Source organism: Rufibacter glacialis, assembly GCF_008271745.1.
In the GTDB taxonomy this organism is placed as follows: domain Bacteria; phylum Bacteroidota; class Bacteroidia; order Cytophagales; family Hymenobacteraceae; genus Nibribacter; species Nibribacter glacialis.
The window spans coordinates 140,121-155,720 of the sequence record NZ_VKKZ01000024.1; the positions used below are offsets into that span (position 1 = coordinate 140,121).

The 15,600-nt window shown below is 53.0% G+C and carries 13 protein-coding genes; 9 read left to right on the forward strand and 4 right to left on the reverse strand.

Going from position 1 to position 15,600, the window contains the following annotated elements; translation table 11 throughout:
• Positions 1–52 precede the first annotated feature (52 nt).
• From atpH to FOE74_RS18375, 6 genes are all read left to right on the forward strand, one after another.
• Positions 53–610, forward strand: a complete 558-nt coding sequence (gene atpH / locus FOE74_RS18350; protein WP_149100090.1) for an ATP synthase F1 subunit delta — start codon at positions 53–55, stop codon at positions 608–610.
• A 2-nt stretch (positions 611–612) separates the two neighbouring features.
• The gene (gene atpA / locus FOE74_RS18355; RefSeq protein ID WP_149100091.1) at positions 613–2,193 is read left to right on the forward strand and encodes a F0F1 ATP synthase subunit alpha; all 1,581 of its coding nucleotides are present in this window, start codon (positions 613–615) and stop codon (positions 2,191–2,193) included.
• 74 nt (positions 2,194–2,267) lie between these two features.
• The gene (gene atpG, locus FOE74_RS18360) at positions 2,268–3,161 is read left to right on the forward strand and encodes an ATP synthase F1 subunit gamma (RefSeq protein ID WP_149100092.1); all 894 of its coding nucleotides are present in this window, start codon (positions 2,268–2,270) and stop codon (positions 3,159–3,161) included.
• A 200-nt stretch (positions 3,162–3,361) separates the two neighbouring features.
• Positions 3,362–5,029 carry an alkaline phosphatase PafA gene (pafA, locus tag FOE74_RS18365; RefSeq protein WP_225840883.1) on the forward strand — a complete coding sequence of 556 codons (1,668 nt, stop codon included), beginning with the start codon at positions 3,362–3,364 and terminating at the stop codon, positions 5,027–5,029.
• A gap of 48 nt (positions 5,030–5,077) precedes the next feature.
• A complete protein-coding gene (locus FOE74_RS18370) occupies positions 5,078–5,638 on the forward strand; it encodes an inorganic diphosphatase (protein ID WP_149100093.1) in 561 nt (186 codons plus the stop codon).
• A gap of 177 nt (positions 5,639–5,815) precedes the next feature.
• Complete coding sequence (locus FOE74_RS18375; protein WP_149100094.1) at positions 5,816–6,670, forward strand: UbiA prenyltransferase family protein; 855 nt, start codon at positions 5,816–5,818, stop codon at positions 6,668–6,670.
• 310 nt (positions 6,671–6,980) lie between these two features.
• Here the strand turns inward: FOE74_RS18375 and FOE74_RS18380 are convergent, their stop codons facing one another.
• Together FOE74_RS18380 and FOE74_RS18385 are read right to left on the reverse strand one after the other, a co-directional pair.
• Complete coding sequence (locus tag FOE74_RS18380; protein ID WP_149100095.1) at positions 6,981–8,495, reverse strand: NAD(P)H-hydrate dehydratase; 1,515 nt, start codon at positions 8,493–8,495, stop codon at positions 6,981–6,983.
• A 165-nt stretch (positions 8,496–8,660) separates the two neighbouring features.
• Positions 8,661–9,410 carry a phosphatase PAP2 family protein gene (locus FOE74_RS18385; RefSeq protein WP_149100096.1) on the reverse strand — a complete coding sequence of 250 codons (750 nt, stop codon included), beginning with the start codon at positions 9,408–9,410 and terminating at the stop codon, positions 8,661–8,663.
• Positions 9,411–9,778: 368 nt separating this feature from the next.
• Between FOE74_RS18385 and FOE74_RS18390 the strand changes: the two genes are divergently transcribed.
• Both FOE74_RS18390 and sdaAA read left to right on the forward strand, forming a co-directional pair.
• The gene (locus tag FOE74_RS18390; protein ID WP_149100097.1) at positions 9,779–11,227 is read left to right on the forward strand and encodes a thioredoxin-like domain-containing protein; all 1,449 of its coding nucleotides are present in this window, start codon (positions 9,779–9,781) and stop codon (positions 11,225–11,227) included.
• A 358-nt stretch (positions 11,228–11,585) separates the two neighbouring features.
• Positions 11,586–12,491, forward strand: coding sequence for an L-serine ammonia-lyase, iron-sulfur-dependent, subunit alpha (gene sdaAA / locus FOE74_RS18395; protein ID WP_149100098.1), 906 nt, complete (start codon positions 11,586–11,588; stop codon positions 12,489–12,491).
• Positions 12,492–12,644: 153 nt separating this feature from the next.
• On the opposite strand, the gene FOE74_RS18400 is transcribed toward sdaAA, so the two are convergent.
• Complete coding sequence (locus tag FOE74_RS18400) at positions 12,645–13,190, reverse strand: hypothetical protein (protein ID WP_149100099.1); 546 nt, start codon at positions 13,188–13,190, stop codon at positions 12,645–12,647.
• A gap of 102 nt (positions 13,191–13,292) precedes the next feature.
• Positions 13,293–14,489: a cation:proton antiporter domain-containing protein gene (locus FOE74_RS18405; protein ID WP_149100100.1), complete on the reverse strand. Its 1,197-nt coding sequence runs from the start codon at positions 14,487–14,489 to the stop codon at positions 13,293–13,295.
• A gap of 363 nt (positions 14,490–14,852) precedes the next feature.
• On the opposite strand from FOE74_RS18405, the gene FOE74_RS18410 reads away from it, so the two are divergent.
• Positions 14,853–15,587 (forward strand): hypothetical protein, encoded by a 735-nt coding sequence (locus FOE74_RS18410; protein WP_149100101.1) that lies wholly within the window; start codon positions 14,853–14,855, stop codon positions 15,585–15,587.
• Positions 15,588–15,600 lie beyond the last annotated feature (13 nt).

The following is a 15,600-nucleotide window of genomic DNA, read 5'->3' on the forward strand; positions in this document are numbered from 1 at the left end:
CTTCCCGCCCCGGAAAAGGAAGCGAATCGTTTTAAACACGCAAGAGAAAAAAATGTCAGACGAAAGAGTTGCCTCCCGGTACGCCAAGTCTCTGCTGGAGTTGTCTCAAGAGCAAGGTTCACTGGAGAAAGTATACGCCGATATGCTTTCCTTCACCAAGGTCTTGAGCGAGAGCCGTGACCTAAGCCTAGCACTGCGCAACCCGATTATAAAGCATGATAAAAAGCTGGCCATCCTTACCGCCATTTTTGGAGGTAACATGACCGAGCTGACCATGGCTTTTTTCCGGATTATCACCCAGAAGAACCGTGAGGCTGTTCTGGAGTCTGTGGCACGCGAGTTTGTGACGCAGTACAACCTGCTTACCGGAATCCAGAAAGCCACGGTAACCACGGCCGTGCCTCTTACCCCGGAATTACGGGCTACTTTCCAGCAAATGGTGGTAGAACGCACCGGCATGAAGGTAGAGCTCAAAGAAGTGGTAGACCCCGCCGTAGTAGGCGGGTATGTATTGCGCATTGGTGATCAGCAAATAGATAACACCTTGAGAACCAGCGTGCAGAAACTGAAAAATAAGTTTAAAGAAAATCCATACATTACTAAACTATAATCATGGCAGAAGTTAGACCTGATGAAGTATCAGCGATTTTAAGAGAACAGCTGTCAAACTTCAGAACAGAAGCTGAACTAGAAGAAGTTGGTACGGTTCTGCAAGTGGGTGACGGTGTTGCTCGTATCTACGGCTTATCCAAGGCACAGTCTGGTGAGTTGTTAGAGTTCGAAAATGGTCTGCAAGCCCTTGTTCTTAACCTAGAGGAAGACAATGTGGGTGCGGTATTGTTGGGTGACTGGAGCGACATCAAAGAAGGCGACACAGTTAAGAAAACAAATAAAATTGCCTCCGTTCGCGTAGGTGATGGTATGGTAGGCCGTGTGGTGAACACCCTTGGTCAGCCAATTGACGGCAAAGGCCCGTTAGTGGGTGAGCTGTACGAAATGCCAATTGAAAGAAAAGCACCAGGCGTTATCTACCGTCAGCCGGTAAATGAGCCTATGCAAACCGGTATCAAAGCCATTGACTCCATGATTCCGATTGGCCGTGGCCAGCGGGAATTGATCATTGGTGACCGCCAGACAGGTAAAACTGCCGTGGCCATTGACACCATCATCAACCAGGGGGAGTTCTTTGACCGTGGTGAGCCAGTTTTCTGTATCTACGTAGCCATTGGCCAGAAAGCCTCTACCGTAGCGCAGATCGTGAATGCTCTGGAAGCGGGTGGCGCCATGCGTTACACCGTGGTAGTAGCCGCTCCGGCTGCTGACCCTGCTCCTATGCAGTTCTACGCGCCCTTCACCGGGGCCGCTATCGGGGAGTTCTTCCGTGACACCGGCCGCCCTGCGCTGGTAGTGTATGATGACTTGTCTAAGCAAGCGGTAGCCTACCGTGAAGTGTCTCTGTTGCTTCGTCGTCCTCCAGGACGTGAGGCCTACCCAGGTGACGTATTCTATCTGCACTCCCGTTTATTGGAGCGTGCGGCTAAGATCAACGCTTCTGACTCTATTGCGCAAGACATGAACGACTTGCCTGAGTCTATCAAGCACCTGGTGAAAGGTGGTGGTTCTTTGACCGCTCTTCCTATCATTGAGACGCAGGCTGGTGACGTTTCTGCCTATATCCCAACCAACGTGATCTCCATCACAGACGGTCAGATCTTTTTGGAAACCAACTTGTTCAACTCTGGTATCCGTCCGGCCATTAACGTAGGTATCTCGGTATCGCGTGTGGGTGGTAACGCGCAGATCAAGTCAATGAAGAAAGTGGCTGGTACCTTGAAACTGGATCAGGCGCAGTTCCGTGAACTGGAAGCCTTCGCTAAATTCGGGTCTGACCTGGATGCCTCTACCAAACTGACCATTGAGCGGGGCCGTAGAAACCTGGAAGTATTGAAGCAACCACAGTTCTCTCCGGTAGCGGTAGAAGACCAGGTAGCCATGATTTACTGCTGTACCAACGGTCTTATTGATGATGTGCCGGTAAACGAGGTGCGTGCATTTGAGAAAGACTTTACCATGACCTTGAACGCGCAGCACCGTCCGGTTCTGGATGCGTTGAGAGCCGGTAAAATTGATGATAATGTGACTAACACGCTCAAGCAAGTAGCGCGTGACCTCACCGCCAGATATCGTAATTAATTAAACCAACAGGAGAAGAGCATGCCGGTAAACCGCGTGCTCTTCTTTCTCTGTTCATATTTGACTAACTATTAATGGCTAGTTTAAAAGAAGTACGTAACCGCATTGTCTCTGTAGGTTCTACGCAGCAAATCACCAAAGCCATGAAAATGGTGGCGGCGGCCAAACTGCGCCGGGCCCAAGACAATATCCTGCGCATGCGTCCGTACGCGCAGCGCCTGAACAGCATTCTGTCTAATTTGTCCAATGTAAGAGACGAAGACGGCGGCAATGTGTATGCTCAGAAGCGCGAGGTGCAGCGGGTGCTCATCATTGCCGTTACCTCAGACAGAGGGTTGTGCGGCGCTTTCAACAGTAACGTGATGAAGGCGGTGAACAACCTGATCAATGAGCGGTATTCTGCCCAGGCAGCAGCCGGTAACATTGAGGTCATGGCTATCGGAAAGAAAGGCCATGAGTACTTCCACAAGCGCAACATGCCCTTGGCCGGAGACTATACTGCCGTTTTTGGTAAATTGTCTTTTGAAACCGTTCGGGTAGCTGCTGAAGAAGCCATGGAAGGGTTCAGAACCGGTTTGTATGACCAAGTGGACTTGGTGTACAACGAGTTCAAAAACGTAGCCACTCAGATTGTGCGCACAGAGCAGTTCCTGCCCATTCAGGAAAGCGAAGGCACTCAGGCGGCCGCTACTCCGGTAGAGTCTGACTACATCTTTGAACCTTCCAAAGAGGAGATCCTGGAGCAGTTGATTCCAAAGTCTCTGAAGATCCAGGTGTACAAAGCCGTATTGGAATCCAATGCCTCTGAGCACGGTGCCCGTATGACCGCCATGGACAAAGCCACTGAGAACGCCGGTGAGTTGTTGAAACAACTGAAACTTACCTATAACCGGACCAGACAGGCCGCCATTACCACTGAGATCCTTGAGATTGTGGGTGGTGCCGAGGCGCTGGCAGCCAGTAGATAAGGTTAGGCTACCACATACAAAAACAAAGCGCCCATTCTTCAATGGGCGCTTTGTTTTTGTATGGCTACATTACCGGTAGATTATATTTGGGGTGGTCTTTGAAGAAACGGAAATAGCAAAGTATCTTGTCCTGAAAATTTTACGTTTTGCCGCCCTTTTTAATAAAAGGGTGGCAAAACAAATGAAGTAAACATAAAGGAATGACAAAAAGCGTACGTGAGGTTTGCCTAACCCTATTGATGTTGCTGATGGTGTTTTCCCCCGCCATGGCCCAAAAGAAAAAATCAAAGAACAAAACCCCAGATAAGCCCAAACTAGTCATTGGCATAGTGGTAGACCAGATGCGCTATGACTACCTCTACCGGTATTGGGACAAGTATTCTGCCAACGGGTTCAAGCGCCTTCTAGCAGAGGGCTTCAACTTCCGGAACAACCACTACAACTACGTGCCTACTTATACCGGCCCCGGGCACGCCTCCATCTATACCGGCACCACTCCTTCCATGCACGGCATTGTGGGCAATGACTGGTACAACCGCACCACGGGCCGGAACATCTACTGCGCCGAGGATAAATCAGTGGCTACCGTAGGGAGTTCTTCCAAAGCGGGTGAAATGTCGCCGGTGAACATGATCGCCTCTACCATCACCGATGAACTGAAACTGGCCACGAACCAGAAAAGCAAGGTCATCGGCTTGAGCCTGAAAGACCGGGGGGCTATTTTACCGGCCGGCCACGCCGCCAATGCCGCCTATTGGTTTGATGGTAGTAACGGCAACATGATCACCAGCACCTACTACATGAAAGAATTACCGGCGTGGGTGCAGGCCTTCAACAACCAGAAATTACCAGACCAGTACCTGAGCCAGCCCTGGAACACGCTGCTGCCCATTGACCAATACACAGAAAGCGCCGCTGATGACCAAACGTACGAAGGTACGTTTGCGGGCGAAGCCAAACCGGTGTTCCCGCACAACATCCCCGCCTACCGGGGGAAGACCTTTGACCTGTTGCGCTCTATCCCGGCGGGTAACACCTATACCAAGGATTTTGCGAAAGAGGCGATCAAAGGAGAAAACCTGGGCAAGAACAACGTCACCGATTTTCTGGCCGTCAGCTTCTCTACCCCAGATTACATAGGTCACCAGTTTGGCCCAAATTCCATAGAAGTACAGGATAATTACCTGCGCCTGGACCTTGATTTGGCAGACCTGCTGAAGTTCATTGATGAGCAGTTAGGGAAAGAAAACGTGCTCGTTTTTCTTACCGCCGACCACGGTGCCGCCCATAACCCAACTTATCTGCAGCAACTGCGTATTCCGGCAGGTACCACCAACAACAGCATCATGGTGGACTCCCTTAAAAAGCACCTTAATCAGAAATTCGGGAAGGCAGACTGGGTCATCAAATTCATGAACCAGCAAATTTACTTGGACCACGCGCTAATTGAGAAAAAACAAGTTAATCTGGTAGATTTGCAGGAGGAATGTGCCCGCTTTGTGCAGCGTTTCCCCGGAGTGCTGCGCTCGATGACCGCCGATGCCCTCATGCGCTCCAACTGGCAGAGAGGAGTGGGCATGTTGATGGAGAACGGGTACATGGCCCATCGGTCCGGAGACGTGCTGGTGGCACTGCAACCGGGTTGGTATGAGAACTACGGGCGGGCTCAGGTGAAAGGAACCTCCCATGGCAGTTCCTGGACCTATGATACCCACATCCCGTTGCTGTGGTACGGCTGGCAGATTCCGGCCGGAGAATCATCAGTGAAGACTGAAATCATTGACATTGCCCCCAGCCTGGCCGCGTGGTTACGCATACAGGAACCCAATGGAAACATGGGGCGGGCTTTGTTAGAATACGTGCGGTAGCCACTCCGCCAATACGTGAATAGATAGAGATAGAAAGCGAAAAGAAAGATGTTAGAAACAACCAAAAACGCCAGCAACCCTTGGCATGATGTAAGCTACGGCGAAGAAGCCCCCCAGATTGTGACCGGGATCATTGAGATTCCCAAGGGCTCAAAAGCCAAATATGAGTTAGACAAGGACAGCGGATTGCTGAAACTGGACCGCGTTTTGTTTTCGGCGGTGCATTACCCAGCTAATTACGGCTTCATTCCACAGACCTACTGTGACGACAAAGATCCTCTGGATATTCTGGTGCTTTGCTCTATTGATGTGGCCCCTATGTGCCTGATTGATGCCAAAGTGATTGGGGTGATGCAGATGATTGACAACAACGAGGAAGATGACAAGATCATCGCCGTGGCTGCCAATGACATGTCTGTGAAGCACATCAATGACATCTCTGAATTGCCGCCGCACACCCTGCTGGAGATCCAACGTTTCTTTGAAGACTATAAGAAACTGGAGAACAAAGAGGTGATCGTGGAGAATTTCCTGGGCCGTGAAGACGCGCACCGTATCATTGAGCAGAGCATTGAATTGTATAACACCACGTTCCGGGGCGAAAACTAGAAAACACCCCAGAAACAGGTCTACAAGCGCCGCTCCCCTTCAAAGGGGGCGGCGCTTTTTCTTTTTATGCTTAATGCGCAAAACGCCGCAGAAACAGAAGAATAGTGTTGCACCTATGTTGTTAGGGAACGTACTTTGTCAGGGAAACGGTGACGAAGCCGTAGACCCTGACAACGCATGAGGACTCCCCTGGCCATCTTGAATTTTATTCTGTACAGCAACGTGTTTATCTCACTCTGTGCCATGGCTTTGGTGTGGGAAACCTATCTGCTCACCGGAATCCCTATCTCTTTGCGCCTGGGCGGGATCGTATTCTTCGCTACCCTTTTCGTGTACAACGCAGACAGCCTGCTGCCCTACAAATTCAACCAGGAACTTGCCCCTTCGCCCCGCACCAAATGGATTCAGGAAAACAGGCTGGAATTGACCTTTATGGCGGTGGGCAGCGCCATGTGCGCCATCTTTCTCTACTGGACGGCCATCTTTGACCTTAGCTTCTGGTTTTTGCTGCACCTGTTTGTGGTGGCGGGCCTGTACTCCGTACCGATAGTGCCAGAAGGCGAGCGCTACATTCCGCTGCGCGATATCCCTTTCCTGAAGGTATTTCTCATTGCTTACGTGTGGTCTGCCATCACCGTGCAGCTGCCCCTCATGGAGGTGGACCGGGACCTGTTTTCGTCTGACAACCTGATCCTTTTCCTGCGGCGTTTCCTGTTCCTGTTCTCCCTTACCCTGGTGTTTGACATACGCGACATCTACAAAGACAAGCTGACCAACACCGTGACCTTTCCAACCCACTGGGGAGTACAGAATACCAAAAAGCTAGCGCTGGTAGCCCTGTTTATTTACGCCCTGCTGCTACCGGCCGGTACAGAGCCGTTTATGCGGGTGGCTTTAGCCTTGGCGGGACTTGGAGCTGCCGCGGTGGTCTGGAAAGCGCATGAATACCGCTCCCAATACTACTTCCTGATGCTGGCAGATGGCATGATGCTGGTTCAGTTTCTCCTGGTCTGGCTCCTGACGGAAATCTGATTTTTCAGGGCAGCACCTGTTCCGCTATAGCACAGAGAGGTAAAGTAAGTAGTAGCGGAGAATGCGGTTAGGGCTTGTTCTTGCCTAAAGAATGAATCGTTTTTGAGTTCGCTTGCTGTTGCGGCGGCGAAAGCAGGGTTGCGGTGTCCGGGTCAGGAAGCTTCCAACTTATGGATACTATAGGTCTGCGTTGAAAACTTGGATCAACTTTTAATAAGCGCACTATTCTGTCCAGCCTTTCCCTAAGAGGCTTTTTAGCCTCAATTTTACAAATCAACCCGGAAATAGTTTATTGGAGGGAGTGGCCAAGTTAGGGGTTTTGGCTTAATTTCTTGAGAGCGGCTCCTAAATACCGGTACACATCTGAAGCTACTAAAGAGGCTTCCCCTAGGGCCTCTGCTGCCAGGTCGCCGGCTAGGCCATGCAGATACACACCCAGTTGGCATGCTTCCAAAGCAGAATAGCCTTGCGCCCGTAAACCCGTCAAAATACCCGTGAGCACATCGCCGGTGCCGCCGGTGGCCATGCCGGGGTTGCCGGTGGTGTTAAAGTAGAAGTCGCCGGTGGGGGTTCCAATGCAGGTGTGGGCGCCTTTCAACACCACGTAGCAGTCATGTTCAGCACAGAAGCTTTGCAACAGCTGTAAACGGTGGTCATCTGAGGTGGCTGGTCCGGTGAGCCGTTCAAATTCTTTGGGATGGGGGGTGAGAATACTGCCGGGGGGAAGGTGCTGGCGCAGCTGGCGGTTAGAGGCCACCAGATTCAGCGCGTCGGCGTCTAAGACCAGGGGCGGTAGCTTCTGCCGGAATAGGTTCTCCAGGGCCAAGCCAGAAGCTTCGGCCTGTCCCAGGCCAGGGCCTATGCCTATACATTGGTAGCGGCTGAGATCTTCCGGGAACTGGGTAAGGTAGTCTGCCTGCTCATCGGTGAGCACCATGGCCTCGGGCACGGCCGTCTGGAGAATGTTGTAGCCTACCTGCGGTACCTGCACCGTCAAAAGTCCTACCCCGGCCCGTAAGGCGGCCTGGGAACTCATGGTAATGGCGCCCATCTTTCCGTAGCTCCCGCCTGCCAGTAAGGCATGGCCAAACGTGCCTTTGTGCGAGAACTTGGCGCGCGGCCGCAGCAGCTTTTTTACATTTTCCGGCACCAGCAACTGGTACGGTGAAGTCACTTGCGCCAGAAAATCCGGGTGCAGCCCAATGGGGAGTACGTGCCATTCGCCCACATTAGGGCCAGAGGAAGGCAGCACAAAGGCCAGTTTAGGCTGTTCAAAGGTGAGGGTGATGTCGGCCTGTACCACGGTGGACCCGGCGGGGGTGGCGGCATCCGTGAACAAGCCCGAGGGCACATCTACCGAAACCAGGGGAACGGGTTGCTGATTCAGGTAGTCTACCACCTGCGCGAACGGCCCTTCCAGCGCCCGTGTGAGCCCCGTACCCAACAGCGCATCCAAGGCTACTGCCTGCTGAGGCAAGGCCGTGGGCAGCTCTGAGGCGCTGGTGACTGGGGTGACCGGAATCTCCTGGGGCAGGCGGTTCAGGTTCTGCGTGAAATCTGAAGACTGTTTCGGTCCTGCTCCTACTAAAAACACGTGCAAGTCATAGCCACGTTGGTGCAGGAGGCGGGCCACCGCCAGACCATCGCCACCGTTGTTGCCGGGGCCGCAGAAAACGAAGAACGGGGTTTCTGAGCCGTGCCGTTGGGTAAGCCAGGCCACCACCGCGTTGGCCGCCCGTTCCATCAGATCCAAAGAAGAAATAGGTTCCTGGGCAATGGTGAAGGCATCGGCGGCACGAATCTGGGCGGCGGTCAGGATCTTCATTTTCTTTATATGCTTGATTGCTGGTTGTTGATTGTTCCCGAATAGAGGTTATGTATAAAGATATAACTATCCTATAAAGCGAGTTTCCTTTTTATACGCTGTTTTCAGGCCACTTTCCCAAAAACAACTAACAATCAACAACCAACTATCAACAACCAACCAGCCTTAGAACTGCAAACCGAAGCCCATGCCCAATTGCCCGTTAGGGAGCACGGTGGGCGACAAGCTGGCGTTCAGGCCTTTGTTGCGCAGGAGGCGGTCATGCAGGAAATAGACGGAATTCACCGAGAGAATCCCAATCCCGGCACCGGCCAGAACATCGGCCATCCAGTGCTCGTTGTTCAGGACCCGCATCACGCCCGTGGCCGAGGCTACGGTATAACTGCCAATGCTGATCCACTTGCTTTTGCCTCTGAACTCTTTGTCTACCAGGGTGGCAATGGTGAAAGCGTAGGCCGTATGGCCCGAGGGAAACGCCCGGGGCAAGCCATTGGGCCGCTCCTGTCCTGTCAAGATCTTGGTTGGGTAGACCACCAAGGTAGTCAACACCCCAGAGGCCAGCAGAAGGCCCGTCTGCCGCCTGATGTCATGCTTGTTCTGCGAGGAGAAAAGGTTGAAGCCGTATAGCCCCACAATGGGCACAAAGAAGAGATAGTCATCTATCTTGGTGCTGAAGTTAGGAAACGTACCACGGGCATCATTGCGGGCATCATAGCTGCTGTAGAGGCCGTTGTCTTTGATGGTAGAGAGGCCGGCCGCAAGTAAGACCGCAGACGGAAGCACCGCGCGCTTCAGGAAATGGCTTGTTTTCGGTTTTTCATCCGCCTGCAAAGCAGGTGCAAGTGGGGCGGTAACCGAACGGGTAAGGCTGGTGTCTGAGGCAACCGGAGATTGGGCAACAACTCCCGTAGCCATAGAAAGCCAAAGGAGGGAGGTTGTCAGATAAAGTTTGAAAGTCAAGTGGCGTAAAGTTTATGTGATAGAAAACGGATTACAAGTGATACCAATAGCAAAAAGTCCCTACAAAAATGAATCGTAGCCCACCTTTGGGCCACGCCGAATCGCCAAAAATAAACTATAAAACGAAAGCAACGGCCAGAAGTTTTCTGAGCGGTGGTGCCTCTTCCTGAAGCGGCTGGGGTGCCTGTAGAATGAAAATTGGTGCTGTTGCCAGAAAAACACCGCTTTTGCGCCGCCTTGCCCGTATACCCGCGGGGAATAACCCCGGGCAGGAGCCTGAAAAGTTTCTTTATTGTTTTACTTACCCCTACTCACCTACCCTTATGCTTACCGGACGTGTCAACGCCCCAGAGATAAATACCCGCCACGGCTGGCTCAATACAGACCGGTCCTATTGCCTCAAAGACTTCCGGGGGAAGATCGTGTTGCTGGATTTCTGGACCTTCGGCTGCATCAATTGCCAGCACCTGCTGCCCGACCTGAAGCGCTTGGAAGAAGAGTTTCCCCAGGAACTGGTGGTCATTGGGGTGCACTCGGCCAAGTTTGAGGCGGAAAAGCAGACCAACGCCATCCGGCAGGCCATTCTCAAGTTCGGGATCACGCACCCGGTGGTGAACGACGCTGATTTCCAGGTTTGGAAGCAGTACGCCGTAAATGCCTGGCCCACGGTGGCGCTCATTGACCCAGAGGGCAAGGTGGTAGGGCAGCGGTCCGGCGAAGGGATCTATGACATCATCAAACCGCACATAGAAGACCTCATCCAAACCTTCGGGGACCGAATTGAGCGGAAGCGTTTTCCGTTCAAGTCCGAGTTCGGCGAAGCCGGAGTGCTGAGGTTCCCTTCCAAGCTGATCGCTGATGACCAGGGCCACCTCTTCCTCTCTGACAGCGGGAACAACCGGATTCTGCAGCTCAATTCCCAGGGCCAGGTGCTGGAGGTGTTTGGGAGCGGGCAGGAAGGCTTCACCGATGGGCCTGCGGCCGAGGCCACTTTCCAGGCGCCCCACGGCCTGGCCCTCCACAACGGGTGCCTGTACGTGGCAGATGCCGGAAACAACGCCCTGCGCAAAGTGCATCTGAGTACCAAAGACGTTACCACCGTGGCCGGTACCGGAGAGTTAAGCTATTACTTCTTTGACGAGGCCGTAGGCGTGCCCGTGCTGCCCAACAGTCCCTGGGACCTGGCTATCGCTGAAAACCAACTCTACCTTGCCAGTGCCGGCAACCACCAGATCCTGCGCATGGATCTGCAATCTGAAAAGGTATACCGCTTTGCGGGCACCGGGCGCGAGGCGCTGGCAGATGGCAAATTGCCGGAGGCAGCCTTCAACCAACCCAGCGGACTGGCCCTGCTGGGGCGCACGCTCTACGTGGCAGACCCGGAAGCCAGCGCCATCAGGGCGGTGGAATTAGACAAAGGAACCGTCACCACGCTGGTGGGCTGGGGGCTCTTTGAGTTCGGGGACGAAGACGGGGACTTTGACCAGGCCTACTTGCAGCATTGTGCGGGGCTTACGGCACATGACGGCAAGCTCTACGTGGCAGATACCTACAACGGAAAGATAAAAGTCATGGACCTGGCCCAGGAACGCATCAAGACGGTGGTGGCCGGGCTAAACGAGCCCAATGACGTGCTCTTCCACCAAGGGTTCCTCTGGATCACGAACACCAACGCCCACCAACTCTGGAAAGTGAACCTGGAGACCGGTGAGCAGGAGGTGGTTCTCATCCAAGAAAGCAGAGGGAGCCAAGGAACGGATTCTGCCGAGTAATCCCAAAGCAGCCAAACAAGGATTCCGTGTTTCCCCGGAGGCAGAGGAGAAAGGAAATCTGCCTCCGGCGAGACTTGCCCTCCTTTACCTGTTGCCTGTCGTTTCCTGCCTGTTTTCAGGAAAAGGAAGCGTTTACTCAGGTCATCCTGCTTTAGGGCTGGTTTTCTGGAAATTGGCTTAAAACGCGCCTTCGCCAGTGGCTAGCCTTTTTGTCTTCCCAGGGAAGGGGATAGCTGGATTGTCTTTTCTTTCCCGTAATTTTAAAGGCTGAACCCTTCACAAATCTCCTTTTTACGTAGATAGGAAGGTGTTCTGTCAAAAGAAAACCACGTTGCTGCACTAGAAGAAGAAAACTGATATGTCGTTACTGTTTAATGATTTTGCGAGTTGGGAAAAGCATTGCCAGGCTACCGGTGAACCCCTGTACCAGGCGGTGTTGGCGTATGAGGTAGAACAGAAAGGCCGTTCTGAAGAAGATATCTGGGCGGGTTTGCAGCGGGCGTATGAAGTCATGTGTGACGCCGTGAAAACCGGCCTTACCCAAGACATGACGTCCCGCTCCGGCATGGTGAACAATGGCGCTAAGAAAGTGGCCGGGGCACCAGTAACGGTCCTTTCTCCAGAGTTTCAGCAACTCATTAGCCGGGCCCTGGGCGCCAAGGAAGTGAATTCCTGCATGGGGCGCGTGGTGGCGGCCCCTACCGCGGGGGCCTCTGGTATCTTGCCCGGAATTCTCACCACCATCCAGGAACTACACGGCCTGGATGACCGCAAAATCCATGAAGGATTATTGGTGGCGGCCGGTATTGCCCTCATCATTGAAACCAACGCCTCATTGGCTGGGGCCGTGGGCGGTTGTCAGGCAGAGACCGGAAGCGCCGCCGCCATGGGTGCCGGCGCCATTGTGTATTGCCTGGGCGGAACGGTAGAGCAGACGTTCGCGGCGGTGGCCATCACCATCCAGTGCATGCTGGGCCTCATCTGTGACCCGGTGGCCGGGCTGGTGGAAGTTCCCTGTATTGTGCGCAATGCTAGTGCGGCCGCCATTGCTTTCTCCAGTGCGCAGATTGCCATTGCCGGCGTTAACCCGGTGATACCGGTAGACCAATGCGTGATGGCGCTGGGCGAAGTGGGCCAGAGCATGGAAACCCGCTACAAAGAAACCGCCCTGGGTGGCCTGGCCAATACCCCCAGAGGACGGGAAATAGAAAAACTGGTCTTGGTGCAGGACGTGGAAATCCTACCCGACGAAGACAGTGAGTAGACCATAGGCTTCTATTTCAGGCCTGTTTTAAAGGAAAACGCCTTAAACAGACCTTTACAACCAGAAGCTTTCAGGCAGGCACGCCACTACAATAATCTATTGCGGTGGCGGGTCTGCCTTTCCTTTTAAAAAGTTTTCATCTCTACCAAACCTTCAATGCCCTTGCCGCCCTTTTGCGTGGGTGACAATGTTGAGGAACTGTTCATTTTCATCCCAACTGAGCCTTGAGGGAACAGTTTTGTCTTGGGTAATGACTTCTATCTTCATAATCCATTGAAGGTCGGCTAGAAAACGGTCTGCGTTGACGAGCTGTTTGTTCACCAGCACCCGTAACTGCCGTTGGTCCGCCGGAACTTCAAAATGGTCCAGCACATCTGCCAGTTTCAGGAGCGTTTTCTTGTTTTTGAGCTCAATCGCGATGACTCCGTTTTTTGCTTTAGGGCCTAATGGCGCCAGAATAGCCGAGTCTCGGTAAATCTGGGTGGGAATGATTTCCTTTGGGTCTACCAGCAGAGAAGAGTAATCAGTCTCAAAGGAGCCTAAGAGCAGCAAAGGGGCTGAAGATGCAATTTTCACGACTCCCAACTGCTTGGGAGGCCGCATTTCAGAAGGAAACGCGGATAGGCCCGGAGCAGATTGGCTCCAGGCAGAACCTCCCCAACCCAAGGCAAAAATGAAAACGGTGGCTAGTTTCTTCATAAGCACAAGGTACTGATTCTTATCAAGGAACCGCCTGGAAACGACAAGGTCTTCCCGGGGCTCCTTCCCCAGACGGCTAAAGGAGAAAGATGCCTTTTTCGATCAATAATCTGGTATATCTTTCACGCTGTTGCGGGTAAGCAGCAAGCCCACCATCATGAGCAGGCTAGAGAGCAGCACCACAAAGAAAAGCACGCTCTCGTTCATGCCCTCAATGCTGTATTGCGCCGGAATACTGTAGAAAAGCAGGATGGTGATAAGGCCGCGCGGAGCGATGAAAAGTTCTGGGATGAGCGGCACCCGGGCCACATACTGCAGGTAGGCAAACCGTACCAACAGAATGATGCTGAAAATAGTAAAGCCCATGACCCATACATTCAATTGGTACAGCTCCTCCAGGTTGATGGAGAACCCGAAGAGCAAGAAAAAGAAGGTCCTGATCACGAAGGCACTTTCCCCGTTGATCTGTTTCAACTGCACAATCTCAGACTGCAGCGTTTGCACGTTGATGTATTTGCCCAGCCGGTCCTTGATGAAGAGCGCCGCGTTGTTCAGCATGAGCCCAAAGCACAGCACCATGAGCAGCGACGACAAGTGCAGCTTCTTGCCAATAGAGTAAAGCAATATCAAGATGGCAATGATCAGGAAGAACTTGATGTGGGTCTTGATCTTGTCTACAAAGAACAGCAGCACCAGGCAGCAGACAATAGAAATCAGGAAGATGCTGACCAGGTCCACGGCCAGGGTCACAAAGGAGCCCACGCCCACCTGCTCGTTCTGCACCGCGAAGTTGAAGGCCACAATTCCGATGATGTCTGAGAAAGTAGCCTCATAGACAATGAATTCGCGTTTTTCTGGCGTCAGGTTGGTTACGCTGGGGATGGCAATGGCACTGCTGATCACCGCCAGCGGAATGGCGTTGACAATGGCGATCTGGTACGGGACCTGCAGCCAGAAATTCACAAACCAGGCAATAAGCGCGGCCGTGATCAGCAGGGTAGCCGTAGCGGTGAGCAAGGTTTTCCTGATAAGCGGCAATTTCTCCCGGCTCAGTTCCAGGTCCAGCGCCCCTTCCAGTACAATCAAGATCAGGCCAATGATGCCGAACAGTTCCAAGATGTTGCGCAGGCCGGGTAGCGTGACGTTGAAATACGTGGCGGCCAGCTGCAGAAGAATACCTGTGCCCAGCAAAAGAATCACCGATGGGATCTTAGAGCGTTTGGCGGCTATGTCAAATACATAAGACAGAACAATCAGACTGCTGAGGATTATCAGGAAGGTATAGGCATCTAAGATCATGCTTCAGGGGTTGGTGAACATTCATTCCACGACCAAGCGCTGCACACGGAAAAGAAGGGCCTGGGCGCGGTTTCCGCAGAAATCAGAAGCACCTTATAGGGGTAAATGTTTTCCGGCTGGTCTTTTCTTCATGACTAAGATAGGTAAGTTTTTTTAGCCGGATCGTGTTTTCTACCAGTGCAGACTGGTTTTGCCCTCCCTGGAATCAGGTAAAGCTGGATTTCCAAGGCTTTTGAAGCCGCGGATAAACGTCCTGGTGGTAAGGGTCTTGCGGTAAGATGGACTCTCCGGGCCTCGGCTGTAAAGAGTAGCAAGGTCAGTCTTTCAAAAAAACTGGTTTAGCGTTTTTTTTCCATGAATCGTATGAAAACCTTTCTCCTTCCCATAGTAGCCTCTGTTCTGTTAGGCGCGGCTGCCTGCTCTGTTCCAGACCTGAACGTGAGCGAAGGCCTACAACAGGATGCCACCGTCATGCCGGTGGTGGGCCGCTCGGCCTTCAGGCTCTCTGTAGGCAAAGAAAAAGGCTTCGGGTTTGGGCCCTTCCAGTTGCAAGACATACAAAGAGGCTGGACCCGCCGCACCGGCACCGGCGAAAGGAGCCCCCTGCAGGTGGCAGAAGCGTATCAGAAATACAGTTTCAGCCTAGTAGACACCGTGCAACACCAGAAGGTGCCGGTTCAGGCAGCGGCCCTGCTTAACGCTACCTCTTTGCAGGCCGGTGGCGTATCTGTGGCCCTTGACAAGCAGCGGGAGTTTTTGCACGTGGCGTTCCCTTCCCCGGAGGGCGGTGAGTGGCGGCTATCGCTGGCAGACCCGGGCAACTTCATGGAGCGCAAGAATTTCCTGGGTAAACTCAGCAACGGTACCTTAGAGATAGAAGTGTACCCGCTGTACCGGTGGCAGGGCAAGACGATTCCGTCTGGTACGGCGCTGGGGTATGAGTTCTCCCGGGAAGGGCACGTGCTGGCCACTGTGCAAACCATGAACAATGGGAAAGTGTGGCTGAAAAATTCGTTGAGCCCAGACCTGCGCCTGGCTTTGGCGGGAGCCTGCGGCGCCTTGCTGTTGTACAACCAACTGGACCAGGACAACCCATAGCTCTCTGGAAGCC

Excerpts from the sequence above, each read along its gene's own strand:
- FOE74_RS18380 (WP_149100095.1), bottom strand. The coding sequence starts at position 8,495 with ATGAAGATCCTGACCGCCGCCCAGATTCGTGCCGCCGATGCCTTCACC.
- FOE74_RS18410 (WP_149100101.1), top strand. The coding sequence starts at position 14,853 with ATGAAAACCTTTCTCCTTCCCATAGTAGCCTCTGTTCTGTTAGGCGCG.
- FOE74_RS18400 (WP_149100099.1), bottom strand. The coding sequence starts at position 13,190 with ATGAAGAAACTAGCCACCGTTTTCATTTTTGCCTTGGGTTGGGGAGGT.
- FOE74_RS18385 (WP_149100096.1), bottom strand. The coding sequence starts at position 9,410 with ATGGCTACGGGAGTTGTTGCCCAATCTCCGGTTGCCTCAGACACCAGC.
- FOE74_RS18405 (WP_149100100.1), bottom strand. The coding sequence starts at position 14,489 with ATGATCTTAGATGCCTATACCTTCCTGATAATCCTCAGCAGTCTGATT.
- FOE74_RS18375 (WP_149100094.1), top strand. The coding sequence starts at position 5,816 with ATGAGGACTCCCCTGGCCATCTTGAATTTTATTCTGTACAGCAACGTG.
- atpA (WP_149100091.1), top strand. The coding sequence starts at position 613 with ATGGCAGAAGTTAGACCTGATGAAGTATCAGCGATTTTAAGAGAACAG.
- FOE74_RS18390 (WP_149100097.1), top strand. The coding sequence starts at position 9,779 with ATGCTTACCGGACGTGTCAACGCCCCAGAGATAAATACCCGCCACGGC.
- pafA (WP_225840883.1), top strand. The coding sequence starts at position 3,362 with ATGACAAAAAGCGTACGTGAGGTTTGCCTAACCCTATTGATGTTGCTG.
- atpG (WP_149100092.1), top strand. The coding sequence starts at position 2,268 with ATGGCTAGTTTAAAAGAAGTACGTAACCGCATTGTCTCTGTAGGTTCT.
- sdaAA (WP_149100098.1), top strand. The coding sequence starts at position 11,586 with ATGTCGTTACTGTTTAATGATTTTGCGAGTTGGGAAAAGCATTGCCAG.
- atpH (WP_149100090.1), top strand. The coding sequence starts at position 53 with ATGTCAGACGAAAGAGTTGCCTCCCGGTACGCCAAGTCTCTGCTGGAG.
- FOE74_RS18370 (WP_149100093.1), top strand. The coding sequence starts at position 5,078 with ATGTTAGAAACAACCAAAAACGCCAGCAACCCTTGGCATGATGTAAGC.